The organism is Mesorhizobium sp. WSM4871 (assembly GCF_055811295.1).
Window position 1 is genome coordinate 154,483 of the sequence record NZ_JBVVPU010000013.1, and the last position, 25,815, is coordinate 180,297.

The following is a 25,815-nucleotide window of genomic DNA, read 5'->3' on the forward strand; positions in this document are numbered from 1 at the left end:
CAACATTGAGAGGCTGCTTCAATCGGTCGCCGGCTGCAAAGGCCCCGCCTTCGAAGGACAACTCTGTGTGAAAGGAATGAGCGGCTAAAGGTGCGCTGGCAGCTGGGGCGCTTATGCGGTGTTAGGCAAAATCACAGGAGCCGTTTGCAGGCCGTAGAGCAGCACCGATTGCCGCCTTCCAACCCTTGGAAGATCAAGGCGCCAGCCCTCGGCATGGGTGAACAAGGCTTCCAGCAGGGCGGCAAGTTCCAGCCGGGCGAGATGCTGACCGAGGCAGACATGCAGGCCGGTGCCGAAAGTAAGAGTGGAAGGAACGCTGGACTGCAAATCCAATCGGTCGCCGGCAACGAAAACCGAAGCGTCGCGATTGGCGCTGGCAAGCACCGGGACGATAGCCTGTCCGGCCTGAATGACGATGCCCCCAAACTCCAGGTCCTCCGCGGCGATGCGCGCGCCGGCGTAGTGAACCGGGGCGCAATAGCGCAGCAGTTCTTCCGCGGCGGACAACCAGCTGACGCGTCCGTCGTCAAGCAGTCTTCGCTGTTCGGGGAAACGCTCCAGCGCCATCAGCGCATTGCCGAACGTATCGACGACCGTCGCCTGCCCCGCAAAAAGGAGAAACACGACGTTGGCAACGGCGTCTTCACGCCGCCAGCGACCGGCGTCGACTTCCGCCAGCATCTGCGCCGTCATGCCATTCGGCACCACTGACCCATTGTCTATCGCCGAGGACACCCAATCCTGCAGCCGCCGGCAGGCATCATTGGCCTGCGGATCGATGCCACCAAGCCTCATTTCCAATGCGGTGGCCATGCGTTGCGCATCGCCACCGATCAACCATGGGTCCTCGATGTTCAGCCCGAGGATCTGTTCCAGCCCGGAGAACGACAGCGGGACAGCCAGATCGCCAATCGCGTCGAATTCCGGCTTGCTTGCGGATCTCCGCGTCAACTCCGATGCAGTTGCCAGGAGCCTATCGAACAGGCCGGCAATAGAGGACGACGCCAGCAACCCGCCGAGCGGACGGCGCAGCCGCATATGTTCCGGCGGGTCGGAAAGCAGCATGGATTTGGTCAAGAGATCGAGCGCGAAATCAAGGGTGATCTTTTGCCGAACCGATTCATAAGCACCGGGAGGCGCCTGCAAAAGCGACGGATGTTTCAGTGCCTTCGAAACCAGTGCATGGCTGAAGACATAGTAGGCTTGGCCAGCCTCGGGATAGGGCGGTTTGCCCCGGGCGGCTGCGCCATTCGCCCGGCGGCGAGCGAACTCCGGGAACGGATCGTCGCCAAGAACGAAAGGATCGAAAAGCTCAACGTCGCCGATCATCGGGTGACATCCACCGCGAAGATGACCCGGTAGCCTCCAGAGCTTGCATCCTCCGGCAGGAAATCGGGGGCCAGATGCAGAAATTTGCAATTTAGGGTTCTGTGGTAGAACCGCAGCAATGGGTCCCTGACTATGGAATCTACCGAAGGCATCACACCGGTCCGGTGCCATTCACCGATGGTTTCGCGGAACCCTGGATCCATAACGACCTTGTCTGGACTATCTTCCTGCGCGCCCGCATAGGATGGGCATCGCCCATCGCCCACGGCCCAGCGGGCTCCTACCCGGCGACCATGCTCAAGCATCTCCGAAAGCAGCCGACGCACCAGATCGGTCCCGCGAAACTCCGGTCGCAGGCCGAGATTGTAAACGTATAGCGAAAGCGGTGGCTGGCTTCTTTCCATCGAAGAGTAGTCTGCAAAGGTCTTGGGAAAAGTTGCCGTATCGTGAGGGTCCTGGTTCGTTTCGACGAAACAAATAGCGCCGGCGACGAGAGAGCCTGCAGAGCCGGCGATCATCGTGTGCCCAAGCGACAGGCGGCGACGAATGACGTCCGGGCCGGCCCCGAGCGGGCCCCAGGCTGCGGTTTCCAGCTCAGCCATCAGCGGTACCGCATCTTCGGAAACCAGTTGAAGCTGGATCTTCTTCGTCATCGCAAGTCTCCGCCCTACAGTCCGGTATGGAACAAGCCGCCTTTATTTGCTAGTCGTGCTCTTTCGCACGGGGTGGGCAGCTAATCCTTATGATTTTTTATGTCTGCCATAGCCGGCACGCCTATACCCAGGCAACTATGCTTCTCTATTTTCGCACAGATCTCCAAGCAGTTTTTCGGCTGGTTCCCTACGAAAACAAGGCTCTTTTAAGCGCCCTTTCCAAGGGGACGGTGATCTGGAGCGATATGGATCGGCTGACTGTCGCCGAAATTGAAACGGCGTCCGCTCTCAGCCACAAGATGCGGCTGGAGCAGCCGGACGTCGCTCAACTCAATCATCCCCGTGAAAGCCTCCAACGTTTCGACCTGCTGCGCGAATTGTTCGCGAACGGTATCAATGATTTCCGAGTTTATCGGCCGGAGGCATTGCCGGACGACACGCGCTTTCCCGTCTTCCTCCGCGATGAGACGGGTGCGGCCTACGAAAGGCCGCGACTGCTGCAGAACTATAGAGAACTGGACAACGCCCTTGCAGGCTTGCCTGGCATGGGATTTGTCCGGCCGATGATCGTCGAGTTCGGCTCGAAGCCTGGATTCGATGGCTACTATCGAAAATACTCCGCCTACCGGATCGGCGGCCGCATCTATGCCCAACATTGTTTTGCCAAGCAGAACTGGTTCATCAAGGATCCGGGACGAGGTGTTCCGGAGCAGCATGTCGAGGAGCATCGCGCTTATGTCCGCGACAATCCGCACAGATTGAGCCTGATGCCGATTTTCGACAAAGCATCGATCACATATGGCCGAATTGACTACACGGTCGTGGATGGCCGTATCCAGGTCTTCGAGATCAATACAAATCCGACTGTGCTGAGCTATCCGCCGACACCTTTCGATTCATATGATTCAACGCCTTATGCCAGCATGCACGCCGATGCCCTTTTGGCCCTGCGGTATGCATATGACCTTTCGTGCCCTGCCGGGATCAATGAGAAGCATTCCGAGATTTTAGCGGGTCTGCGGCGAGAGTATGGGAAGAGACGTAGGAAGCTCATCGTTAAGAAGGGCCTGAGATTTGTCAGGAATGCCGTGCTTGGTGAGAAAGTCTGATCCGTTGACTGTCGAACACTGAGCAGGCTGCAAACTTTCGTGACGCTCCCTACTTTGGCTTGGACATTATTTCGCCGGCCACGTAACAAATCAGCGCCGAGGCGCGAACATCGGGGAGTGAACTCTTGTGACCGGCAAGGACGAAGCCGAACTCTCCCGGCTATTGCGAGCTGCGATAGGAGGAGATGAAAGGGCCTATGCCGACTTTCTGCACCGGACGGCCGCTCTCGTTCGCGGCTTTGTCAGGCGCAAGATCGTAAAGGGCGGGGTCGACCCCGAGGATGTCGTGCAGGAAACCTTGCTGGCCATTCATGTGAAACGGCACACCTGGCGTCAGGATGCGCCTGTCTTGCCATGGATCTATGCAATCGCGCGTTTCAAGCTGATCGACGCTTTCCGGCGGCGCGGGCGGCGCATCGAGATCGAAATCGACGAGATCGCAGAGACATTCGCCGAACCGGAGGCCGAGACGGTCAGCGAGCGCGACATCAACCGGGCCCTGGACGGCCTGCCGCCGGCGCAGCGTTCAGTGGTTTCGTCGGTGTCGGTCGAAGGCCGCTCCATCGGCGAGACGGCAGCGAAGTTCGGTATCAGCGAGACGGCCGTGCGGGTGTCGCTGCACCGCGGGCTTGCCGCAATAGCCAAGCGGTTCGGAGCCGGGTGACATGAGGACCGAGGATCTCATCAAGGCATTGGACGCTGACGCCGGCAGCAAGGCGATGCCGCTGCGCTCGGCCTGGTGGCTGGCCACGGCTGCCGCAGCGGCGATCGCCGCGGCGGTTTTCTGGCTCTCCATCGGTCCACGTCTCGACATCATGATAGCCATGCACACGATGCGCTTCCTTTCGAAATTCGTCTTTACCATCGTGCTTGCCGTCACCGCTTTTGGCCTGATCCGGGCGCTGTCGACGCCCGGCGCGTCGACCGGCAAGGCGGCGGCATGGATGATCGCTGCGCCGCTGCTTGTGCTGGTTGCGGTGGTTCTGGAGCTTTTCGCCGTGCCCGAGGCCGATTGGGGCACGCGGCTGGTCGGCACCAACATGATGGTCTGCATGACGTTCATCCCGCTGATCGGCATCGGCCCGCTCGCCATCTTTCTATGGATGCTGCGTTACGGCGCGCCGACGCGGCCGGTGCTTGCCGGCGCGGTCGCGGGCCTGCTCGCCGGCGGGCTGGCCGCGACTTTCTACGCGGCGCATTGCTTCGACGATTCGCCGCTTTTCGTCGCCACCTGGTACTCGATCGCGATCACCGCCCTTGCCGCGCTCGGCGCGCTCGGCGGACGGCTTTTCGTGCGCTGGTAGCGACAGTCGCGCAATCGGAACAAGAAAACGCGCGGTAAGTGCTTCGACGAGAAATCGAATTCGACTTCTGGAAAGCACGACGCTTGGATACTCGTATACACAGAAGCGCGTGCTTGTGCGCCCAAATGGACGCTCTAGCGGGTCGGAACGGGGTGCTCGCCGCGATAGTCGTAGAAGCCGCGCCCGGTCTTGCGGCCGAGCCAGCCGGCCTCGACATATTTCACCAGCAGCGGGCAGGGGCGGTATTTCGAATCCGACAAGCCGTCATGCAGCACCTGCATGATCGACAGGCAGGTGTCCAGCCCGATGAAATCGGCAAGCTGCAGCGGCCCCATCGGATGGTTGGCGCCGAGTTTCATGGCGGTGTCGATGGCGTCGACCGAGCCGACACCTTCATAAAGCGTGTAGATCGCCTCGTTGATCATCGGCAGTAGGATGCGGTTGACGATGAAGGCCGGAAAATCCTCGGAGACGGTGATGGTCTTGTCGAGCTGCTTCACATAGGCCTTGGCCGCCTCGAAGGTCTGGTCCTCGGTGGCGATGCCGCGCACCAGCTCGACCAGCTTCATCACCGGAACCGGATTCATGAAATGGATGCCGATGAAACGCTCAGGCCTGTCGGTCTGCGCGGCGAGACGCGTGATGGAGATCGACGAGGTGTTCGTCGCCAGGATGGCTTCGGGATTGAGCTGCGGACAGAGCTGGGCATAGATCTTGCGCTTGACCGTCTCGTCCTCGGTCGCTGCTTCGATCACCAGATCGGCGCCGGCAAGGTCGGCCATGGTGGGCGCTGCCGAAATGCGCGCCATGGCGTCGTTGCGCAGCTTCTCTTCCAGTTTGCCGGAACCGACCTGGCGGGCCATGTTGCCGCTGACGGTGGCGATGCCTTTTTCGATGCGGTCGGGCGAAATATCGTAGATCAGCACCTTGTAGCCAGAAAGCGCGGACACATGCGCTATGCCGCCGCCCATCTGGCCCGCCCCGATGACGCCGATCGTCTCGATCTTGCTCATTACACCGATCCCGTCGAAAAGGCCTTTGCGGCCTGCTTTTTGTGCGGTGCAAACTAAAAGGGTGGGGCAGCTTCGTCTACCCCACCCTTCACAATTTAATACGCTTTGGCAGAATGCGTCAAAGCGCCTTTTGCAGTTCCGGCAGGATGACGAAGAGATCGCCGACGAGGCCGTAGTCGGCAACCTGGAAGATCGGAGCTTCCTCGTCCTTGTTGATGGCGACGATGACCTTGGAATCCTTCATGCCGGCAAGGTGCTGGATGGCGCCGGAGATGCCGACGGCGATGTAGAGATCGGGAGCGACGACCTTGCCTGTCTGGCCGACCTGCCAGTCGTTGGGCGCATAGCCGGCGTCAACCGCCGCGCGGGAAGCGCCGACGGCGGCGCCGAGCTTGTCGGCCACCGGCAGGATGACCTCCTGGAATTTTTCCGAGGAACCCAGCGCGCGGCCGCCCGAGATGATGATCTTGGCCGAGGTCAGTTCCGGACGGTCGGTCTCCGACAGCTTGTTCTCGACAAAGGAAGACAGGCCGGGATTGCTTGCCGCCTTGACGGTCTCGACCGCGGCCGAGCCGCCTTCGGGCGCTGCCTGGAAGGAGGCGGTACGCACGGTGATCACCTTCTTGGCGTCGCTCGTCTGCACCGTCTGGATGGCGTTGCCGGCATAGATCGGCCGCTTGAAGGTGTCGGGCGAGACCACTTCGATGATCTCGGACACTTGCGCGACGTCGAGCAGTGCGGCCACGCGCGGCGCGACATTCTTGCCCGACGAGGTCGCCGGCGCGATGATGGTGTCATAGGAACCAGCGAGAGAAACAACCAGCGCCGCCATCGGCTCGGCGAGGCGCTCGCTCAACTCGTCAGCCTCGGCGAGCAGCACCTTGCTGACGCCCTTGAGCTTGGCGGCGGCATCGGCGGCACCCTTGGCGCCCTTGCCGGCCACCAGCACATGCACGTCCGAACCGATCTGAAGCGCCGCCGACAGCGCCTTGGCCGTCTGGTCGGAAAGCGTCGCATTGTCGTGCTCGGCGATGAGGAGAATTGTCATTTTATCTGTTCCTTCCGATCTCAGAGCACGCCGGCTTCGTTCTTCAGCTTGTCGACCAGTTCGGCGACGCTCTTGACCTTGACGCCGGCCTTGCGGCCACTCGGCTCCTCGGTCTTGATCACCTTCAGGCGCGGCTTGACGTCGGCGCCGTAATCGGCGGGCGATTTCTCGTCGAGCGGCTTTTTCTTGGCCTTCATGATGTTGGGCAGCGAGGCATAGCGCGGCTGGTTGAGGCGCAGGTCGGCGGTGACGATCGCGGGCATCTTCAATTCCACCGTCTGCAGTCCGCCATCGACCTCGCGCGTAACCTTGGCCTTGTCGCCATCGAGCACGACCTTGGAGGCGAATGTCCCTTGAGCCCAGCCGAGCAGTGCGGCCAGCATCTGGCCGGTCTGGTTCGAGTCATCGTCGATCGCCTGCTTGCCAAGAATGACGAGGCCGGGCTGTTCCGCTTCGACGACGCCCTTCAGCACCTTGGCGACGCCGAGCGGCTCGGTCTGCTCGTCGGTCTTGACCAGGATGGCGCGGTCGGCGCCCATGGCGAGTGCGGTGCGTAGTGTCTCCTGCGCCTGCTGCGGTCCGATCGAGACGACGATGATCTCTTCGGCCTTGCCGGCTTCCTTCAGCCGGATCGCTTCCTCGACCGCGATCTCGTCGAACGGGTTCATCGCCATCTTGACGTTGGCGAGCTCCACCGCCGAACCGTCAGCCTTGACGCGAACCTTCACATTCGCATCCACAACCCGCTTCACGGGCACAAGGATCTTCATTTGCCTGTCACCTCTCTAGAGATAATTGCGCGCTATAACAGCCTGCGCCTGCGCAGAGTTGTCGAAAGCCGACATTCGGGACGGAATTCTGCTCTCCAAACGCCTGACAATGGCGCTTCCGTAGTTGCGGCAAACCTGCACGTCAATATGCGCTAGAGCAGGATGAGTTGAAGTCGGACCAGTCATCCTGCTCTAGGTCTTTGTTTTTTCGCATGATCTTGTCCGAAAAGCCTGCAACTTTTCGGGATCATGCTCTAGCCACTCAAATCGGTTCAGTCCGGAGCCGACGCACGGCCCCAGCGAACCGCTGGCGGCTCGCTGGCGGCAGGCTCTGGAGCAATGATCGCCGGATCGGTCGCCGCCGCAGGCGCTTCATCCGCCGCGGCAAGCAGCGGCACGCCGCGTCTGCGCAAGATCAGCACCAGCACGGCCCCAGTGATGATGCCGCCGACATGGCAGGCCCAGGAAATCTGGTCCTCGCCACCGGCGGCGAACATCACGATCTGGAAGAGGATCCACAAGATGAGCGGGATGAAGGCCGGGATCCGCAATGGAATACGGGCAAAGGCCAGCACCCAGACTTTCACCCTGGGATAGAGGATCAGGTAGGCGGCGACCACGCCGGCGATGGCGCCCGAGGCGCCGATCAGCGGCACCTGCGAGTCCCACGCGACCAGGCCCTGGAAGAAGGCGCCGCCGACGGCGCAAAGGAGGTAGAAGATGAGGTACCTGACATGGCCGAGCGCGTCCTCGACATTGTCGCCGAACACCCACAGGAACAGCATGTTGCCACCGAGGTGGAAAATATCGGCATGCAGGAAGGAATAGGTCAGGTAGCTCAGGCTCTCGGGGATGACGACAAACTGCGGCGCCAGTTCCACCTTGTCGTGAACGACGGAAGGAATGAAGCCCAGGCCCAGCACCGCGGCATTGGCGAAATTCTCGCCCGCAAGCGCGGTGGCAAGGTAGATGAGCGTGTTGAGCGCGATCAGGCCGATCGTCACGTATTGCAGCTTGATGTGCCGCAGCTTGTTGGTGTCATAGAGCGGGATAAACATCGAGCCCCTCCCGCCTCAGGCGAAATTCAGCGGTTCTTGCCGGGAACCCATAACACGTCGGCATTTCCGTTGTCATTCACCGCCCTCGCGGCGACGAACAGAAAGTCCGAGACACGGTTGATGTACTTGATGGCCTCGCGGTTGACGTGCTCACGCGGATTCTGGGCCAACGCCACCATGCTGCGCTCGGCACGCCGCGCCACCGTGCGGGCGAGATGAAGGGCGGCTGCGGCCGGCGTGCCGCCGTTGAGCACGAAGGATTTGAGCGGCTCAAGATCCTTGTTGAGAAGATCGATGTCCTTTTCGACACGGTCGGTCTGCGCGGCCGTGATGCGCAGCGGCTCATAATCGAGCGGCTTGCCGCTGTCAGGCACCGCCAGATCGGCGCCGAGGTCGAAAAGGTCGTTCTGGATGCGGGAAAGCATCGCATCGATCGACGGATGCGTCGTTGCGGTATGGAGGCGGGCCATGCCGATGCAGGCATTGGCCTCGTCGACGGTACCATAGGCATCGACACGCAGATCGGATTTCAGCCGCCGTTCGCCGGTGCCGAGGCCGGTGGTGCCGTCGTCGCCGGTACGGGTGTAGATCTTGTTGAGCTTGACCACGCTCTGCCTCCCGAACTCGCTGGTCGCCTTATTTGCGGGTGAACCAGACGGCCAGCATGATCAGCACCAATGCCACGAACTGCAACAGAACGCGCGCCTGCATCAGCTTGTTGGAGGTCACGCCGTCGCCGCCGCGCATCATATTGATGAGGCCGCGAACCAGCACGATCACCACGGCGACCATGACGAGAACGGCGAGGACATTGAAGACGGTTGCCATGTGGAGTTCCAGTTCGATTGCGTTCAGGCGCGTTTGGCAAGCAGGCGGTAGAGCATCGATGCCGGCAGGATGCGTTTGAGGATGACGCCGATTCTGGCCGGCACTGTTACCACATAGTGCGGGCGGGGGCGCCGCGACAGAAGCGCATGGCGCAAGGCCACATAAACCACTTCCGGACCGGGCTTCAGGCGCGACGTGCTGCCGCCGGCCCGCAGCCGCTCCAGTTGCGCCTTGTAGGCGAGGCGGTGGACGGAATTCTCATAGTCGATATTCCTGAGGAACCACACGAGCCCATTGCTGGCGATCTTCGATGTCACGGGCCCCGGCTCGATCAGCGAGACATGAATGCCGCTGCCCTGCAACTCCTGATGCATGCACAACATCAATCCTTCGATCGCGTGCTTGGATGCCGCATAGGCGCCCCGGAAGGGAACCGGCGTCAGGCCGAGGATCGAGGAGCAATGAACGAGACGGCCATGTCCCTGACGGCGCATTGCCGGCATGACACGGCGGGTGAGGTCATGCCAGCCGAAGACATTGGCCTCGAATTGCTCCCTGAGCGCTGCAACCGGCAGGTCCTCGACGGCGCCAGGCTGTCCATAGGCGCCATTGTTGAACAGGGCATCGAGCTGTCCGCCGGTGCGCTCCAGCACCGACGCCACCAGGGCCTCGATGGACCCGGCTTCGCGGTAGTCGAGGTAGAAGGCCTCGATGCCGTCGGTCTCGAGGGCGGCGATGTCTTCAGGCTTGCGCGCCGTCGCGAACACCCGCCAGCCGTCCGCCTTCAGCGCCCGGGCGCAATAAGCGCCTATCCCGGAAGAGGCGCCGGTGACGATGATGGTGCGCAACGCTTCCGCTGTGGAGTTCGTGGTTCGACCAAGGGTTGCCATTTGCCGCAATCCCTTCCCATATTCGCGGCGTCGAGACAATCGAGGGGGTGTGGTTCTTGTTGCGGAAGATTGTCGCCCTGCGCCGCGTGCTCTATGACGCGCTTGGCCATTTCAACACCGACGACGGCTGGGCGATGGCCAGCCATCTGGCGATCACGGCGCTTATGGCGCTGTTTCCGTTCCTGATCTTCGCCACGACGCTGGCCAGTTTTTTCGGGGCGCAGGCTTTCGCCGACACGGCCGTGCATATCGTCTTCGACACCTGGCCGGAGCAGATCGCCAAGCCGATCGCGCGCGAGGTGCTCAACGTGCTTACCGTCCGGCGCACCGATCTGTTGACCTATGGCGTCGTGCTCGCCGCTTTCTTCGCCTCCAACGGCATCGAGGCGCTGCGCACCTCACTCAACCGCGCCTACCGCGTCTCCGAAACGCGCGGCATCATCTACCGCCGGGTGCAGAGCATCGCCTTCGTGCTGATCGCCACGGCAGGGTTCCTGGCGATCAGCGTGCTCCTGGTCTTCGCGCCCTTGCTGGCGCGGCTGGCCGAGGCCAATTTCGAATGGATAAAGCCCTATATGGGGACGATCACGCTGTGGCGTTACGTCATCGCTTCCGCCGTCATCGTCGGTGGGCTGTTCGCGGTGCATTTCTGGCTACCGGCGGGCAAGCGCCGCTTCGTCTCGATCGTGCCGGGCATCCTCTTCACACTGGCCGCATGGCTGGTCGGCTCAACCATCTTCGCCACTTATCTCGACCATTTCTCGTCCTATGTGACGACCTATGCCGGCCTTGCCTCGATCATGATCGCTGTCGTCTTTCTCTACATCGTCTCGGCGATCTTCATCCTGGGTGGCGAACTCAACGCCGCGATCAGCCGCTATCTCGAGGCGCGCGCGCGGGTCGGCTGAGCGGTTGGCCTGGCGGTGGCTAGGCCGACGCCGAAGGTCGTGATCGCCATGCCGACGATCTGGACAAGGTTCAGATGCTCGCCGAACAGCGCCCAGGCCATGAGCGCGGTGACGGCCGGCACCAGGTAGAACAGCGAGGCGACTTTCGACATCTCGCCGTCGCGGATCATCAGCATCAAAAGGAAGATGGCGCCGATCGACAGCACCAGCACCAGCCATGCCATGGCAAAGATCAGCTCGCCATTGACGGTGACCGTGCGCGTCTCGAAGGCCAGCGAGGCCAGGACCATCAGCGAGGCGCCGCCGACATATTGCCACATGGTGGCCGCCACGAGATCGCCGCCGGAGGCAAAGCGCTTCTGCCAGATCGTGCCGGCGCTCATGCCAAGCACCGAGACCAGCGAGGCAGCCAATGTTTCAGGCGTTACTCCGCCGCCAATCGCGCCAAGCTTCGGCCACAACACAATGATCACCCCGACCAGGCCGATGCCGAGACCGAGCCAATGGCGCGGCAAGATGGCCTCGCCAAGGAACTTGCCGGCGAGCACGGCGGTGATCAGCGGCTGCAGGCCGACGATCAAGGCCGACAGCCCGGCGGGCATGCCCCTGTGGATCGCCCAGAAAACGCCGCCGAGATAGACGCCATGCATCAGGATGCCGGCGCCGGTGGCGTGCAGTGCCTCCGTACGGCTGGCGCGCTTCGAACCAAGTGCCGCCATCAAGGCTACCAGCAGGATGGCTGCCAGGACGAAGCGCGCGGCGAGAAAGGTGAAGGGTTCCGCCCATGGCATGGCGTAGCGCGCACCGATGAAGCCTGTCGCCCACAGGACGACAAAAGAGGCGGGGATGAACCGCTTGATACTGTGCATTGTCCGGAGGCTGCCGCGTGGTGAGGTTTGACCGTGGCGATGCTGTAATGCGGTTCGACCCAACGCGCAAAATGAAACGATTGATCCATACGTCATTCGAATTGAGCTCAGGGCGAACTCACACGTCCCTTCGGAGATCAGAGCCCGACCAATCTTCTGATATCGTCCGGCGATGCGCCGGCCTCCCGCAGGGCGGCAAGGCCGTTGTCGCCAAGGCTCTTCGACAGTTTTCGTCCATCCGGACCAAGGACGAGACGATGGTGGAAATAGGCCGGCGGCGGCAGGCCGAGCACTTCCTGAAGCAGGCGCTGCATGCTGGTCGCGGCATAAAGGTCCTGGCCGCGCACGACATGGCTGACGTCTTGCAGCGCGTCGTCGACGACGACGGCGAGATGATAGCTGGTCGGGATGTCGCGGCGCGCCACGATCACGTCACCCCAATCCCGCGGCCTGGCCTCGATTTGTCGCTTCGCGGAAAGCGTCTCGTCGACAAATTCGGCCCATGACAGGTCCTTGCCGACATGCGCCATTGCGGCATCGACGTCCAGCCGCCAGGCGAAAGGTGCATTCTCGGCAATTCGCCGCTTACGCTCCTTCATAGACAGCGCCTTGTCGGCGGCGGGGTAGAGCGGCACGCCATCCGGGTCGCGCGGCCAGTTGCGGCCGCGCTTTTCACTATCGGCAATAAAAGCCCTGATCTCGCCTCTGCTCATGAAGGCGGGATAGACGAGCTCTTGCCCGATCAGCCGGTCCAGTACCGCCCGATAGTCCGCGAAATGCCCGGATTGGCGGCGCGCCGGCTCTTCCCAGCCAAGCCCGAGCCATTTCAGGTCGCGGTAGATGCCGGCCTCGAATTCAGGGGTGCAGCGTGTCGTGTCGATGTCCTCGATGCGCAGCAACAGGCGCCCGCCGGCCGCTTTTGCCATTTGCTGGTTGAGCAGCGCCGTATAGGCGTGGCCGAGATGCAGTTCGCCATTCGGGCTCGGCGCGAAGCGGAATGTCAGGAGTGTCATCTCTCAAGGCGGCTTGTCGGTTGTCAGGCACTTTCGCCGGTTGCTAGCGTGTGCCTGGCTACATCAACCACTTTGCCCCGGGAACAAGCATTGATGCAACGCATCGCCAATCTTGACGACATTGCGCGAGGACTCGATGCGCTTTGCCTGATCGATCCGCGCCTGCAAAGAGTGCGCGGCATGGCCGGCGAGGTGCCGCTTCGGCTGTCGCAGCCCGGATTTCGAAGCCTAGCCTCGATCATCGTCTCGCAGCAGGTGTCGCGCGCCAGCGCCGACGCCATTTTCGGGCGGCTGACAAAGCTCGTCGATCCGCTGACGCCGCAGGCCATACTCGCCGCCGGCGAGGACGTCTTTCGCGAGGCCGGGCTGTCGCGACCGAAGCAGCGTGGCCTGCTCGCGGTTGCCCAGGCCGTGGCCGACGGGCTCGACCTCAACCATCTCTGTTCGCTCGACGTCCCCGAAGCGATCGCGGCGATGACGGCCGTGCCGGGAATCGGGCCATGGACGGCGGAGGTCTATCTGCTGTTCGCCGCCGGCCATCCCGATGTTTTCCCCGCGCGTGACGTCGCGCTGCAAACGGCAGTCGGCCACGCGCTCGGCATCGACCCGCGTCCGCCGGAGAAAACGCTGATCCAGATCGCCGAATCATGGAGCCCGTGGCGAGGTGTCGCATCACGGCTTTTCTGGGCTTACTATCGCGAAACCAGGGGCAGGGAGGCCGCGCCTCCGGCCTGAAATCGCAAAAAAGCATTGAAATCATGCATTTTTGACGCTTTGGGCGAGCGACAATCCGCTTCACATCCCTGTCATGTCGGGCTTACAGTATCCGCGCCGTTCGGCTACAGCGCCGCGCATCCGATTGGATGCGCAAAGGACGCTGTAGGGCTTTTGAAGTTGCGCATGATCCTTTCCGAAAATCGTTCGATTTTCGGGGTCATGCGCGGAACCAAGGAGGATCAACACGTGACGGTTGCCGTATCTCCGGATGGGCTTCCAGCACTGGTGCTGAATGCGGATTACCGTCCGCTCAGCTATTACCCCCTGTCGCTCTGGTCGTGGCAGGACGCCATCAAGGCGGTGTTCCTCGACCGGGTGAACATCGTCGCCGAATACGAGCATGCCGTGTCGTCGCCGACCTTCTCGATGAAGCTGCCGAGCGTCGTCAGCCTGAAGGCCTATGTGAAGCCTTCGCGGCATCCCGCCTTCACCCGCTTCAACGTCTTCCTGCGCGACCGTTTCCAGTGCCAGTATTGCGGCACGCCGGAGGACCTGACCTTCGATCATGTCATTCCCCGCCATCGCGGCGGTGCGACGACGTGGGAGAATGTCGTCGCCGCCTGCTCGCCCTGCAACCTCAGGAAGGGCGGCATGATGCCGGCGCATGCCAAGATGTGGCCGCTGCAGAAGCCCTTCCAGCCGACGGTGCACGATTTGCACAATAACGGCCGCCTGTTCCCGCCCAACCATCTGCATGAGAGCTGGATGGATTATCTATACTGGGATGTCGAACTGGAACCTTAGAGTTCGGCAGAAATCCGCCATGCTGGCCGGCTGACGCAGCTTTCTGCGCTTCCGGCCTTCGCCGGCCGAAGCATTCATGAGTGGTCGTGGTGTGGTAGTTAAGGCTACGGCCGGCGTAGGCCGGTGCTCACGTACTTAAGTACGCTCCGCTCCGGTTCTCGAAAGCCGCGCCATCCGACTCAGCCTGCCGAATTTCTGGACGAACTCTGCGTCGGCTCTGCAGCTTAGTCGCGGGCAAGCGCACTGCGGAAAGCGACCACTGCAAGGACAAAACTGGCGATGGCGTTCCAGCCGGCCAATGACAGGCCGAGGATGCGAAGTGCTGCCTTGTCGCAGGAGGGCGGGACAAATTTGTCGAGCGCGTCGAGCACGCCCTTGCCGCCGGTGTCGACAGGGCCGGCGCCCGCGGTGCAGTCGGCCGGTCCCTGCCACCATGCCCATTCGACGCCCGAGTGGTAGACGCCGAGATAAATGCCGTAGACCATCAGCAGGCCGCCGACGGCCAGCAGGCCGCGCGTCAACCACGCCGGGGCGCTGAGCACCGAGGCCAGCACCGCCAGCAGCATCAGCGGCACGCCGACATAGTAGGGCGTGCGCTGCTCCAGGCAGAGATGGCAGGGGATGTAGCCGCCTATGTACTGGAAGGCCAACGCCGAGCCGACCGTGGCGGCCATGGCGACGGCGAGAAACAAGGCCGCTCGCATACGTTGACGTCCGGTATCGGGATTGACGGTCGCTGTCATCGATCTTGTGTCCTGGTTCGCGCCCGCGCCGCCGCCTGCCTATGCATGTCGTTGTCCAGGCCGCTGCTCAATTTGGGCGACATGCATCAGAATGCGTATTTGACCACGATATAGAGCAAAATCAGGGCGGCGGCGCCGGCGCCCGCGATCATGCCAAGTCGCTTTTCGATGAACTCGCGGATCGGCTCGCCATAACGGCGCAACAGCCAGGCAAGAAATAGAAAACGGGCGCCGCGGGCGACGATCGCGAGGGCGATGAACAGCAGCAGATTGACGCCGATGACGCCGGACAGGATGGTCACAACCTTGATCGGCGGCAGATGGGCAAGGCCGGAGGTAACCAGCATCAGGATGATGAAGCCGATGCCCGACGAGACGCGTAATTGCTCGAACTCGTCATATTTGCCGTAGAATTCGAGGATCGGTTTTGCCACGGCGTCGTAGGCGTAATGGCCGATGAACCAGCCGGCGATGCCGCCCAGCACCGATGCCACTGTCGCGACCAGCGCGTAGCGATAGGCGCGATCCGGCCGCGACAGCGCCATCGGCAGATACAGCACGTCGGCCGGCACCAGGAACACCGAGCTTTCGACGAAAGCGATGAAGGCCAGCCACCATTCGGCGGATTTCCTTGCCGCCAGCGACAAGGTCCAGTCGTAAAGTCCGCGAAGCATCGGCACTCCTAATGCCCAAGGTGCACAAAACCCAAAGGTGCATAGAACAAAACCCAAAGCGCGCCGCATCATCTCTTCGGACGCGGCGCGCTCCAATGCGCCGTCTGTCTAGAAAGATTTTCCGCGCCGCACAATGGCTGGAGCTTCACGAAGTCGAAAGATGGTATCGGGCCCGCCGCCCAAACGCGAAAGCGGCATCGCCATCCGGCGATACCGCTCGCAACCTTCGTCTGGCGCGCGCTTTGCCTATTCTACTGGGCCTATTCCGCTGGGGCCTACTCGGCCGGAACCGGGCTGAGGCCGACGTCGCCCAGCGGACGCGGCTTGTCTTCCTTGCGTGCCGACGCACGGGCGACCACGCTTGCGCGGTTGACGGACCTGCGCTCGGCGTCGATGCGGCGGATCAGGATTTCCGCTCGCTCGATCGAACCGAGCAGGGCCAGGATCGTACCGCGTTCACCCGCACCTGCATTCGGTCCCAGCGCCAGCGTGCGGGCGCGCAGCTCCTCGACCTCGGGGAAGCTGACATGGCCGGCCGGCATTTTCGGGTTGGCAATGCCGTAGTCGGGCAATATCTCACGCAGCGAGGCGTCGAGCTTGTTCAGCGCGACTTCGACGATGGCTTGCGCCGGATTGCTGAACTTCTCGCGTTTGACGCGCCGGGCCACCTGGTGCATCGATTCCGTCAAGGCAGCCGTGAAGTCGGCTTCCTCGATCAGGCTGGCAATCAGGTCGAGTTGTTCGTAAGGCAGGTCCTCCTTCATCAGCGCGGCGGTGTAGGCACGGATGTCGCGGCTGAGGATGTCGGTTGCAAGATAGTGCTCGCCCGGGTCGGCCGGTGCTTTCTTCGACCCGCGTGCGATGTCGAGGAACATCGCGCCGGCTTCGAGGTGACGGGCCGTCTCCTGCTGCACGGCGGGAACGGCCTTGGCAAAGTCGCTGGCCAGCTTGCGGTCGAGGAATTTCGGCGTCGAGAAATCCTCCGCGTCCTCGGCGTCGGTGTGGCCGACACGCGACAGGACCCGCTCGAACACACCAATGAAGGGAAACAGCAACAGCGTGTTGAAGACGTTGAAGAAGGTCGAGTAGAGGCCGACCGCGACCGGCACCAGAGGAAAGGTCTCCTTGCCGTCGACGATCACCGGAACGGCCGGATCGCCGCCGAAGAACTGCATGGCCCATTCCAGGACCTGGATGGAGACGAAGAACAGCGGAATGGTGATGCACACGCCTATGATGTTGAACGATATGTGCGCGTACGCGGTCCGCTTGGCGTTCTTCGAAAGATTGAGGGAGGCCATCCACGACGTGATCGTGGTGCCGAGATCGGCGCCGAGCGAGAAGGCGACGGCGGTCGTCCAGTCGAGAATGCCGGCGGCGCCAAGGCCCATGACAATGCCGATCGTCGCCGAAGACGAGTGGATCATGGCGGTGACGCCGGCGGCAATGAACACGCATTTGAGAAGGTTGAGGAAGGAATCAGCCTTGAGGGTTTGCAGCAGCGACATGACTTCGGGCAGGTTGCGCAGCGGGCGCAGGCCACCGGTCATCAGGTTCAGGCCGTAGAAGATCAGCGCGAAACCCATGCAGGCGAGCGCTATGTTCTTGACCTTTTCGCTCTTGGCGAAGCAATAGACCAGCGAGAACACGCCGGCCAGGATCAATCCAAGCGGGCCGAGCGGCAGGGCGATCAGTCCGTTGCCAAGCGTGGTGCCGATGTTGGCGCCCATGATGACGCTGATCGCCGGCCGCAGCGCGATGACGCCGGCATTGACCAGCCCGACGACCATGACGCTCATCGCGGTCGACGACTGGATGACGCCAGTGATCAGCGTTCCCGCCAGCACGCCCTTGATCGGCGTTCCCGCCGCCTTGGCGAGAAAAGCGCGCATCCGGTTGACCGAGAGCGCCTGGATGCCATTTGCCATGAAGTCCAGACCGAGCATGAAAATGCCCAATCCGCCGATCACCGGCACGAGGATGTCCTTGAAGATATCTATGTCCATTTCACGCTATCCCCAACAAGTCGCCATTGCGACACCGACACGAAGTTTTCCGTTGCTGTCCGAAGTGGTCGGGCGCCGAGCTTCGGCCCTCGTTTCCCCTCAGTTCGCGAGAGGGGCCTGTCCCGACCAGTACTGCTCGATCTGGCCGACGAGCGCGCTCGGCAACGGCACGTAGCCGAGTGCAGCGGCGTCGCCCGCGCCTTGCGTGAAGGCCAGCCTGAAAAGGTCATGCACGCGGCGATAGCGATGCTCTGAACGCCCCGAAACCTGGACCACCGCAAACACCGCCGTGGAGATCGGATAGGCGGCATCGCCGCTGCGATCGGTCAGGGAAGCGAAGAAATCGGTCGTTTCCCCCCAAGCGATGGAGGTGGCTGCCGCTTGCACGCCTGCGGGATCGGGCTTGACGAAATTGCCGGCCTTGTTGCGGACCGCGGCAAAGGGCAGGCCCGCGCGAAGCACCTGGCCGTATTCGGCATAGGCGATCGCCCCCTTGGTCGCGGCCACGGCGCGGATAAGGGCCTGCGTACCTTCGGCGCCGGTTCCAAGCGGCCATTCGATCAGTGTGTCGGCGCCGAGCCTGGTCTTCCACTCCTCGCTGCTCACCGACAGGAACTCGGTGAAGATATGGGTCGAGCCCGAACCGTCCTGGCGATGGAAAACGCTGATGACGAGATCGGCAAGGGCAACGCCGGGATTGAGCGCCTGAATGGCGGGATCGGACCAGGACTTGATCTTTCCCAGATAGATGTCGGCCAGAACCGGACCGGAAAGGCGCAAGCCGCCCTCCGGCAGGCCCTCCAGATTGGTGACCACCGCGATACCGCCCATGACGATCGGGAATTGTTTCTGGCCGTTGCCGGCAAGATTGGCCGGCGGCACCGGAACGTCGGTGGCGGCGAAATCCAGTTCGGGCTGCTTGAGCCGCATCAGGCCCGCGAGCGAACCGACCGGCTCATAGTCGACGGTCCAGTCCAGCGTGAAGAAGTCGCCGCCATCGGCGCGCGCATTCTTGTAGGCGGTTGCCCATTTGGCGATGACCGGCGCGGCCAAAGTCGATCCGGCGCCGCGGATGGGCTCGGCCCGGGCAGAGGGGCCGGTCAAGGCAGCGGCCAAAGCGACGGCAAGGGCGATGACGCCACCAACGAGTTTCGGCCATATGCCGTGCGACGGTGCAATACTTGTCGGGCTTCCGGAAAACATCGTTTCGACCCCGCTTATACTACCGAAAATACGTGAATAACTGAGGCTTTCAGTCAAAAATCAGTAGATCATATCCCTGGCGGCAAGCCTCAGCCAAAGAGGACAAGATCGCTCCTATTTCCTATTAACTTTTCTTAACGATTGGATGACAGGGATCGCTGCCGCCGGACATTTCGGCGCCAGGGTCTTTCAGTCGGAGGCGCTTGGCCGCCCATTGCGCCCAGTGCTGCCGCGAAATCTTTCAGATCGAATGAAACAGCAGCGTTGCAAAAGCCGGGCCTGACCTGGAGATCGTACGCCAGCTTCGCGGCGGTCGCGAATTGGCCAGTTGACGAACAGGCCTCCAACCGTATAGTCCGCGCCCATCCAGGCCGCCCGGCCTGAGCCCCTATGGCGGAATTGGTAGACGCGCTCGACTCAAAATCGAGTTCCGCAAGGAGTGCTGGTTCGATCCCGGCTAGGGGCACCACCCTTCGCTCTTCGAGCTTCGGGTGGCAGGCCACCCAGGCTCATCAGTTTCGGGTGGCAGGCCACCCAGGCTCATCAGTTTCGAGTGGCAGGCTACCCGGGCTCATCAGCCTCGGGATGCAGGCCACCGGGCTCATTGGCCGAAGGAAGTGTCCTCCGAAGCCTTGGCGAAGGAGGATCGGATGATCAGCCGGGTTCAGCCCATAGTGCGGTCAATAGCCAGAAAACGCCCATCAACATCGCGCCAACAGCCGGCACGACCAGAGTGTATCCCAGCAGGGCGAAACCCGCCTTCGGGCTGCGGGCGAGGAACGCGCCCGCCAGCCAGCCAATCGCCGCCAGGGCGAATATGCCGTAGATGAAGGCTGTCCAGATTTCGTTGCTCATGGCTTATCTTTGCCTGAGATCGTCATCCGGGTCTAGCGCCGTCCCAGCAAGCTCTTCATCCGGTTGCGCAGGATGCGCGCCATGTTGCGGGTCTCGCGGTAGAGATGCAGCTGCGAGGCCGCCTGGCGGGCGAGGCGGTCGGCGTCGGGCGAAAGCCCGATGACCAGCGTGCCCATCGGCTTACGCTCCGTCCACAACCGGCTCATGACGGGGTGGTCGGGCACGGCGCAGGAATCGGTCATCATGATGTTGGGGTCGTCGAGATGCTGCCTGGTCACCTCGATCATCAGCAGCGTGCCCGGCGAATAGGTGGCAAGGGTCTCGTCATAGGCCGTCTTCCAGGTGTAGGCGACGCCGGCCTCGACGAAGACGATCAGGCTGGCGATGGTGCGTTCGTCCAGCGTCAGCGAATGGATGCGGCACAAATCCTGTTCGGCCAGCCGGTGCACGGCCTCGCGGGCGAAGGCGGCGCGGTAGCGGTCGATGGCCATGGCGGTGCGTTCGCGGCCTTTCCAGCCCGCCACCTCCAGCGTCAGGAAGCTTTCGATGGCATGGCGGATGTTTTCCGGTCCGCGCGCCACCTGGTGCTCCAGCCTGCCGAGGTCGCCGAGGCGACGCTTCAGGCGGCGGAATTCGCGATAGTGATGCGAGCGCAAGGAGGCCTTTAGGTAGGCTTCGGCGTCGAACTTGCTTTCAAGCACCGGGCGCTCGGCCTTGCCGGTGATGACCAGCGTCAGGCCATGCGTTTCGGCGACGGTGGCAAAGAGGCTCGCAACCGGGCCGTCGAGCCGGATGTCGGGCAGGACGAAGACTTTCGGCAATTTGAGATGCGGCCGCGACAGCATCGCGAAGAAATCCTCGATGACGCCGACCGGGTCGTCGCGGTCGACCAGCGGCGTGCCGATCGGGCCGAACGGGCTCGACCAGGTGCGCATGACCGGGACGCCGAGCGGCACGCCCGGCCGCTCCACCGAGAACGGCACCAGCAGGCGCAGCCGGTTGCGGTATTCGTCGCCGTCGCGGATCACCGCCAGCCGCACCTCGCGGTCTTCCAGCCTCGGCATGGCCGGCGCCAGGAAGCGCGGGTTGAAGAAGATGTTGGGCTCGATCGTGCGGGCGCAGAGATAATCCAGTTCCTCGACCAGGTCGAAGCCGGCGGAGGCCGGATAGATCGCCAGCTTGCGCTCGGGACGGTTGTTGGCGAGGATCTCGACATGGGCGGGGTCGGCTTCGCGGGCGAGCCCGGCGAGGCCGGACACCATGGCGCCGGCCGGGCCGCCGCTGGTTTCCTCGAGCAAGGGGATGGCAGCCATTACGCGGCTCCTTTTGCGGGCATGAAAATGGCCATGACGATGCCGAGCTTGCGCCAGACCGTGAAGGACAATGCGGCCGCCTCGAAGATCATGGCGAAGGCGGTGGCCATGGCGGCGCCCCACAGGCCGAAAAGCGGGATCAGCACCACATTGAGGCCGATGTTGAAGGCCAGCGTCATGGCGTAGACGGCGGCGCAGATGTTCTGGTTGCCGCTCATGGTGAGCAGGCTTTCGCAGGGGCCGACGGCGGCGCGCGCGACGACGCCGAAGACCAGCAGGAACAGCAGCGGATAGCCCGATGTGAATTCAGGGCCGAACAGCATCAGCATCGGCTCGCCCAGCACCAGCACCACCAGCGCCATGATGAGCGACGGCCAGAAGGTCCACGACACCGTCTCGCGGGCGAAGGCGGCGAGCTTTTCCGGTTCGCCATGGGTGAACTGCGCATAGCGCTGGGCAACGCCGGCCTTGACCGCGAAATAGACGAAATGCACCAGCGCCAGCGTCTTGACCGTCGCGAAATAGACGGCGACGTCGTCGGGATCCATATAGGCGCCGACCATCAGCACATCGGCATTGGTGAGCAGGAAAAAGAAGCTTTCGACCAGGAAGATCGGCAGCGACACGATGAACCATTGCGCGAAATGCACCTTCACCGGGCCGGCTGGGATCTTCTTGTCGATGCGCGACGTCACGCTAAGCAGCTGGCCGATCGTGGTGGCGTAGGTGGCGGCGATGGCGGCGAAGATCGCGGTCCTGGCGTCGGGCGCGTAGCCCAGCAAAAGCATCAGCGCCATGAAGGCCAGGATCAGCACCGGCCGGATCAGGAAGGTCGGCGACAGCGCGAACAGCGCCCAGGAATTCGCCCGCGCCAGCCCCTGCACCAGGTCGGACATGGCGATCATCGGCAGCAGGATGAGGCCGAGGATGAAGGGCGCGACATAGTAGTTTTCGATAAAGGGCGAGAGCAGCCAGACGCCGAGCGCGCCGAGGGCGGCGATCGCGGTGGAGGCAATCAGCACGAACAGGCGGCTGGTCATGACGATGCCGCGCAACTCGGCCAGCATGCCGCGCTCGCTGTATTCGGGAATGAAGCGGATGACAGAGGTGTGGAAACCGAGGCAGGCGAGGTTGCCGACGATGACCATCGTCACCCAGACGAGGACGAAGATGCCGTATTCGAACGAGCCCATCCAGCGCGCCATCAGCACCTGGCTGACGAAGGCGATGACGGCGCTGACGATGCGCACGGAGAAGGCAATCAGCGACATGCGCCCGGCCTCGCCGCGCTCGTCGGCGGTGAACAGCACGGCGTCGATGCGGCCAAGCAACGGCTTTACGCGCAGCGCAAGGCGCTGCGGCAGGAACCGCCCGGCTGTCGTCGCCGCGGAAAAGCGCACCCAATACTCTCCGTTTTCCGCCTCTTTTTCAGGCTTTGGGTGTAGCGAAGACAGATTAAGAAACGGTTGGGTGGCGGTGGAGGGATTGCTCCCTTCTCCCCGTTCACGGGGAGAAGGTGCCGGCAGGCGGATGAGGGGCGGCGCCGGCTTTTTTAGGTTACGCCACGCCCGGCGAACTTAAAACCTCGGCAGCAGCTTTTGCTGTGCGTTTCTTTGTTACCTTTGCTTTCGCGGCGGCCTCCATAGGAGCAACCATCTTCTCGTACAGGCCAAAGAGATGCTCGACCCGTTCACGCTCAGAAGTGAAAGCCATACGGCGGTAGAGGCGGTCAACAGCGAGATCGAGCGCCTGATGCGCCTTCCGAAGCTTTGGTGGCATGAAGTCCGGATCGTACATGTCCGCTAGCGTGGAGTTTGGAAAATTTGCGCGGGCATCTATCACATTCTGTGCCAAGGCGGCGATCATTTTCTTCTGTGTCTCATTCATCTCCGGCCAAGGGAAGGTATTGTAAACTACGTCAATTGAATAGCGCGGATCATTTTTCATACGCCCGCCGATTTGACGCAACCAAGCCATATGAATTGCGGATTGGAGAATGCCAAAATGTACATGACTGGCGTTCTCAAGTATAAATATAAGATCACTCGGGACGTACGGAGGGTCCAAAAAACCCAAAGGGTAATACTCCCGCCTCTCCGATCCGTATTTAGGAATAACCAAGAAAGAGCTATCTGGAAATATCTCTACGTTGAAACGCCGCGGGTTTTCTGCAATTGCAAGTGTTCCCTTTCTGGTGCTTTTCTTCCGAAAAGCGCGGACATTGCGCATCAGTGAAACTACGTTCGGTAGTGCTCTTAGTTCGTTCGGCGATACATTTTGCAAACACAGAATCCAGCGGCAATATCCGGAAAGGAACTCGGTGGTTCCAACATACGGGCGAAGATATTGCAATGCGTTTGGTTCGTCGTCTTCTAGCTGCTCTCTACGCGCTTGATCGAAAATGTATTCGCTGTTGTCGATCGGCTGTGTTCCACTCTTTAGTAACGGAGCGCCGTTGATTGCGTGCCGAGACCCCTTCACAAGCAAATGCCTATTTGTCACTACACCGGCATCGAAGAGATAAGGCGACAGCACCTTATGCCGGCTCTCAACCGGATCAGCCTTGATATCGGCGTACGAAAACAAGCGCTTCGTCTCCGGCTCCATGTCTGCGCGCGTCAGGCCTATAATGACCACGTGGACATGCGCAGCGCCGCGGGCTTCCGAACCCCACACGAAGGTTCTATGAGCGAACGCAATCTCGAGTTTGTGGCGATCGAATATCAGCGGCCAAAATTGTGCTACCTGCTCGCCCTGAGTGATGGAATTGGTGGAGACGAAAGCTATTTTGCCTTTACCGTCTTGGACGTAAGCGCCGGCCTTCAGGAACCACGAGGCGACATAGTCCAGTGTGCCACCAGCGCCCCCGAGCTTTGCTATTTTACGGACCTGCGAGCGTTGCAAGATTGACTGATATTTTGCGCCGATAAACGGCGGATTGCCTAAGACATAAGAGCAGAGATGCGCAGGTAGAAGATCATTCCAGTCGAATTCAAGTGCGTCTGCATGGCGAATATGGGGGGATTTCCTCAGTGGAATGCGAGCATACGGCGTATTGAACGCAAGCCCGAAACGATTATTCATAATGTGGTCCATCATCCACATAGCGACTTCGGCTATGCGTGCTGGAAATTCTTCAAACTCGATTCCGTAGAACTGATCAACGTCAAGAACGGACACGCCGGACGCACCACTTTTGAGCAGCTGCTCAATTCTACTGTCCCCGGTTAGCTTTATTGTGCCTTGCAAAAAAGCTTCGATTACTTCCATCTCTAATTGCCGCAACTCCCGATATGCAATAATTAGGAAATTGCCGCAGCCGCATGCGGGATCTAGAAAAGTCAGACTGCCGAGACGGCGACGGAAAGCTTCAAGTTCACCTTTGCGCCGGTTGTCCTTGCGGGCGTTGATGCGCTTGAATTCGGCCCTCAAGTCGTCAAGAAAGAGGGGCCCGATTACTTTCATGATGTTCTTTTCGGTGGTGTAGTGGGCGCCCTTCTTCCGGCGCTCCGTCTTGTTCATGACTGATTGGAACAATGAGCCAAAGATCGCCGGCGAAACAGAAGACCAGTTGAAGCGGCAGGCCTCTATGAATGTGTCACGCATGGCTGAGTTGAAATCGGCGATCGGCAAATGCGTGGCGAAAAGGTCGCCGTTGACATAAGGGAATTTCTTCAAATCTTCGTCGAGATTCTTCTGACGTGCATCCTCGGGTGTGTTCAACACCTCGAATAGCCGATGGAGCCACAGCCCAATGTCTGATCCGTCGTCGCTTGTACGCGACTCCATCAGGTCGAGCAGGATATCGCGCGGCTCGAAGATACCAGTGTCGTCGGCAAACAGTATGAAAACGAGGCGGACCAAATACCGCTCAAGGTTGTGGCCCGCATAGCCAGACTCCTCCAGCGAGTCATGGATGGCTCCCATAAGTTCCGACGCCTTGATGTTGACCGGGTCTTGGTCCTTAAAGGTGCGCTTCTCGATACCGAGGATGAAGCCGAAATGCTCGACGTTCTGATGCAGGTCGGCGAGCTTGAACACCGCTTGCTCGCGCGAATCTCGGTCGAGAAGTTCGAAATTCTGGAAATCGCACAGAAGCTGATGGCGCGGTTTTTCTGAATCTTTGATGGCGTCGAAATATTCTCCGGCCTGCGTTGCCGCCTTCAAAAGATCGCGACCGGCACTCTTCTGCTCGACGAGCAGCACCTTGGGCCAAAACAGATCAATGAAGCCGTGGCGGTTATCGAGCTTCTTGATCAGTTCCTCGTAACGCGCGACCCGGCGACGCTCGACGCCGAATATCTCGAAGAACTCGTTGTAGAAGGTCTGGGTCTCACCCTTCTCGTAGTGAGCGTCTTGCCATTTCTTGGCGAATTTCTTCGCTCGCACCCGTATTTCATTCCATGAAAGGCGCATCCATCCCCCCCCGCGAATCTTTCGGGCAATGGACACTGTTCAAAAGACGATGGCAAGGGTTCGCGCGGGCGCCTCCCTCTGGCCTACTCGGCTAATCCCACCGGCAATAAAAAACCCGCCTCGGGGGGGCGGGTCGCTGGCGCAAATCAGCACCGTATTGAAATCAATAGCATAACTGCCGTCACAAAGCAAGCCTGGCGCGTTAACCAAGGCAATCACTTGAGGTTCGCGCCGCCTCTCATCCGCCCTTCGCTATCGCTCCGGGCGTTCGTTGTTCGAAAAGCCAAGCAAT

The 25,815-nt window shown here is 61.4% G+C and carries 25 protein-coding genes and 1 tRNA gene; 7 read left to right on the top strand and 19 right to left on the bottom strand.

The annotated features are described in order from the left end of the window. Positions 1 to 111: 111 nt before the first annotated feature. Together AC0L2H_RS25355 and AC0L2H_RS25360 are read right to left on the bottom strand one after the other, a co-directional pair. Positions 112 to 1,329, bottom strand: a complete 1,218-nt coding sequence (locus AC0L2H_RS25355) for a cytochrome P450 (RefSeq protein WP_473592730.1) — start codon at positions 1,327 to 1,329, stop codon at positions 112 to 114. Then, positions 1,326 to 1,982: an N-acetyltransferase gene (locus AC0L2H_RS25360; RefSeq protein ID WP_473592728.1), complete on the bottom strand. Its 657-nt coding sequence runs from the start codon at positions 1,980 to 1,982 to the stop codon at positions 1,326 to 1,328. Before AC0L2H_RS25360 ends, AC0L2H_RS25355 begins: the two co-directional genes overlap by 4 nt. 89 nt (positions 1,983 to 2,071) lie before the next feature. Between AC0L2H_RS25360 and AC0L2H_RS25365 the strand changes: the two genes are divergently transcribed. The 3 genes from AC0L2H_RS25365 (at position 2,072) to AC0L2H_RS25375 (ending at position 4,395) form a co-directional block, all read left to right on the top strand. Then, positions 2,072 to 3,091: a hypothetical protein gene (locus tag AC0L2H_RS25365; protein ID WP_473592726.1), complete on the top strand. Its 1,020-nt coding sequence runs from the start codon at positions 2,072 to 2,074 to the stop codon at positions 3,089 to 3,091. 127 nt (positions 3,092 to 3,218) lie between these two features. After that, positions 3,219 to 3,755, top strand: coding sequence for a sigma-70 family RNA polymerase sigma factor (locus AC0L2H_RS25370; protein ID WP_473592725.1), 537 nt, complete (start codon positions 3,219 to 3,221; stop codon positions 3,753 to 3,755). Between the two features lies 1 nt (position 3,756). After that, positions 3,757 to 4,395, top strand: a complete 639-nt coding sequence (locus AC0L2H_RS25375) for an NrsF family protein (RefSeq protein ID WP_473592723.1) — start codon at positions 3,757 to 3,759, stop codon at positions 4,393 to 4,395. Between the two features lie 134 nt (positions 4,396 to 4,529). Here the strand turns inward: AC0L2H_RS25375 and AC0L2H_RS25380 are convergent, their stop codons facing one another. The 7 genes from AC0L2H_RS25380 to AC0L2H_RS25410 form a co-directional block, all read right to left on the bottom strand. Continuing rightward, positions 4,530 to 5,408 (bottom strand): 3-hydroxybutyryl-CoA dehydrogenase, encoded by an 879-nt coding sequence (locus tag AC0L2H_RS25380; RefSeq protein ID WP_473592722.1) that lies wholly within the window; start codon positions 5,406 to 5,408, stop codon positions 4,530 to 4,532. 118 nt (positions 5,409 to 5,526) lie between these two features. After that, positions 5,527 to 6,456: an electron transfer flavoprotein subunit alpha/FixB family protein gene (locus AC0L2H_RS25385; protein WP_473592720.1), complete on the bottom strand. Its 930-nt coding sequence runs from the start codon at positions 6,454 to 6,456 to the stop codon at positions 5,527 to 5,529. Between the two features lie 20 nt (positions 6,457 to 6,476). Beyond that, positions 6,477 to 7,226, bottom strand: coding sequence for an electron transfer flavoprotein subunit beta/FixA family protein (locus AC0L2H_RS25390; protein WP_013892836.1), 750 nt, complete (start codon positions 7,224 to 7,226; stop codon positions 6,477 to 6,479). A gap of 272 nt (positions 7,227 to 7,498) precedes the next feature. After that, a complete protein-coding gene (locus tag AC0L2H_RS25395) occupies positions 7,499 to 8,284 on the bottom strand; it encodes a rhomboid family intramembrane serine protease (protein ID WP_473592718.1) in 786 nt (261 codons plus the stop codon). Between the two features lie 26 nt (positions 8,285 to 8,310). Further along, positions 8,311 to 8,892, bottom strand: a complete 582-nt coding sequence (locus AC0L2H_RS25400) for a cob(I)yrinic acid a,c-diamide adenosyltransferase (RefSeq protein WP_473592717.1) — start codon at positions 8,890 to 8,892, stop codon at positions 8,311 to 8,313. Between the two features lie 28 nt (positions 8,893 to 8,920). Next, positions 8,921 to 9,112, bottom strand: a complete 192-nt coding sequence (locus AC0L2H_RS25405) for a twin transmembrane helix small protein (protein ID WP_097573703.1) — start codon at positions 9,110 to 9,112, stop codon at positions 8,921 to 8,923. Between the two features lie 23 nt (positions 9,113 to 9,135). Beyond that, positions 9,136 to 10,002: an SDR family oxidoreductase gene (locus AC0L2H_RS25410; RefSeq protein ID WP_473592715.1), complete on the bottom strand. Its 867-nt coding sequence runs from the start codon at positions 10,000 to 10,002 to the stop codon at positions 9,136 to 9,138. 56 nt (positions 10,003 to 10,058) lie between these two features. Here AC0L2H_RS25410 and AC0L2H_RS25415 point away from each other — a divergent pair, with 56 nt between their 5' ends. Then, a complete protein-coding gene (locus AC0L2H_RS25415) occupies positions 10,059 to 10,910 on the top strand; it encodes a YihY/virulence factor BrkB family protein (RefSeq protein ID WP_473592714.1) in 852 nt (283 codons plus the stop codon). Here AC0L2H_RS25415 and AC0L2H_RS25420 read toward each other — a convergent pair. Together AC0L2H_RS25420 and gluQRS are read right to left on the bottom strand one after the other, a co-directional pair. Continuing rightward, positions 10,880 to 11,779, bottom strand: a complete 900-nt coding sequence (locus AC0L2H_RS25420) for a DMT family transporter (RefSeq protein ID WP_473592713.1) — start codon at positions 11,777 to 11,779, stop codon at positions 10,880 to 10,882. The genes AC0L2H_RS25415 and AC0L2H_RS25420 overlap by 31 nt on opposite strands. 137 nt (positions 11,780 to 11,916) lie before the next feature. Next, positions 11,917 to 12,792 (bottom strand): tRNA glutamyl-Q(34) synthetase GluQRS, encoded by an 876-nt coding sequence (gene gluQRS / locus AC0L2H_RS25425; protein ID WP_473592711.1) that lies wholly within the window; start codon positions 12,790 to 12,792, stop codon positions 11,917 to 11,919. A gap of 93 nt (positions 12,793 to 12,885) precedes the next feature. Here gluQRS and AC0L2H_RS25430 point away from each other — a divergent pair, with 93 nt between their 5' ends. Together AC0L2H_RS25430 and AC0L2H_RS25435 are read left to right on the top strand one after the other, a co-directional pair. After that, positions 12,886 to 13,527, top strand: coding sequence for a DNA-3-methyladenine glycosylase family protein (locus AC0L2H_RS25430; protein WP_473592782.1), 642 nt, complete (start codon positions 12,886 to 12,888; stop codon positions 13,525 to 13,527). A 228-nt stretch (positions 13,528 to 13,755) separates the two neighbouring features. Further along, on the top strand, positions 13,756 to 14,313 hold the full coding sequence (locus AC0L2H_RS25435; RefSeq protein ID WP_006328497.1) for an HNH endonuclease: 558 nt from the start codon (positions 13,756 to 13,758) through the stop codon (positions 14,311 to 14,313). Positions 14,314 to 14,537: 224 nt separating this feature from the next. On the opposite strand, the gene AC0L2H_RS25440 is transcribed toward AC0L2H_RS25435, so the two are convergent. The 4 genes from AC0L2H_RS25440 to pstS all read right to left on the bottom strand — a co-directional run bounded on the left by AC0L2H_RS25440 (position 14,538) and on the right by pstS (position 18,939). After that, positions 14,538 to 15,056, bottom strand: coding sequence for a disulfide bond formation protein B (locus AC0L2H_RS25440; RefSeq protein ID WP_473592709.1), 519 nt, complete (start codon positions 15,054 to 15,056; stop codon positions 14,538 to 14,540). Positions 15,057 to 15,142: 86 nt separating this feature from the next. Then, the gene (locus AC0L2H_RS25445; protein WP_473592708.1) at positions 15,143 to 15,730 is read right to left on the bottom strand and encodes a YqaA family protein; all 588 of its coding nucleotides are present in this window, start codon (positions 15,728 to 15,730) and stop codon (positions 15,143 to 15,145) included. Between the two features lie 275 nt (positions 15,731 to 16,005). Beyond that, the gene (locus AC0L2H_RS25450) at positions 16,006 to 17,736 is read right to left on the bottom strand and encodes a Na/Pi cotransporter family protein (RefSeq protein ID WP_473592707.1); all 1,731 of its coding nucleotides are present in this window, start codon (positions 17,734 to 17,736) and stop codon (positions 16,006 to 16,008) included. 99 nt (positions 17,737 to 17,835) lie between these two features. Next, positions 17,836 to 18,939, bottom strand: coding sequence for a phosphate ABC transporter substrate-binding protein PstS (gene pstS / locus AC0L2H_RS25455; RefSeq protein WP_473592705.1), 1,104 nt, complete (start codon positions 18,937 to 18,939; stop codon positions 17,836 to 17,838). A 384-nt stretch (positions 18,940 to 19,323) separates the two neighbouring features. Between pstS and AC0L2H_RS25460 the strand changes: the two genes are divergently transcribed. Further along, positions 19,324 to 19,408: transfer RNA gene (locus AC0L2H_RS25460), tRNA-Leu, on the top strand. 185 nt (positions 19,409 to 19,593) lie between these two features. Here the strand turns inward: AC0L2H_RS25460 and AC0L2H_RS25465 are convergent. The 4 genes from AC0L2H_RS25465 to AC0L2H_RS25480 all read right to left on the bottom strand — a co-directional run bounded on the left by AC0L2H_RS25465 (position 19,594) and on the right by AC0L2H_RS25480 (position 25,523). Next, positions 19,594 to 19,794, bottom strand: a complete 201-nt coding sequence (locus tag AC0L2H_RS25465) for a hypothetical protein (protein ID WP_473592703.1) — start codon at positions 19,792 to 19,794, stop codon at positions 19,594 to 19,596. A 32-nt stretch (positions 19,795 to 19,826) separates the two neighbouring features. Further along, positions 19,827 to 21,107: a GNAT family N-acetyltransferase gene (locus AC0L2H_RS25470; RefSeq protein WP_473592702.1), complete on the bottom strand. Its 1,281-nt coding sequence runs from the start codon at positions 21,105 to 21,107 to the stop codon at positions 19,827 to 19,829. Continuing rightward, a complete protein-coding gene (locus AC0L2H_RS25475; RefSeq protein WP_473592701.1) occupies positions 21,107 to 22,507 on the bottom strand; it encodes a lipopolysaccharide biosynthesis protein in 1,401 nt (466 codons plus the stop codon). The genes AC0L2H_RS25470 and AC0L2H_RS25475 overlap by 1 nt, the downstream gene beginning before the upstream one ends. A 157-nt stretch (positions 22,508 to 22,664) precedes the next feature. Continuing rightward, the gene (locus AC0L2H_RS25480; protein WP_473592700.1) at positions 22,665 to 25,523 is read right to left on the bottom strand and encodes a class I SAM-dependent DNA methyltransferase; all 2,859 of its coding nucleotides are present in this window, start codon (positions 25,521 to 25,523) and stop codon (positions 22,665 to 22,667) included. Positions 25,524 to 25,815 lie beyond the last annotated feature (292 nt).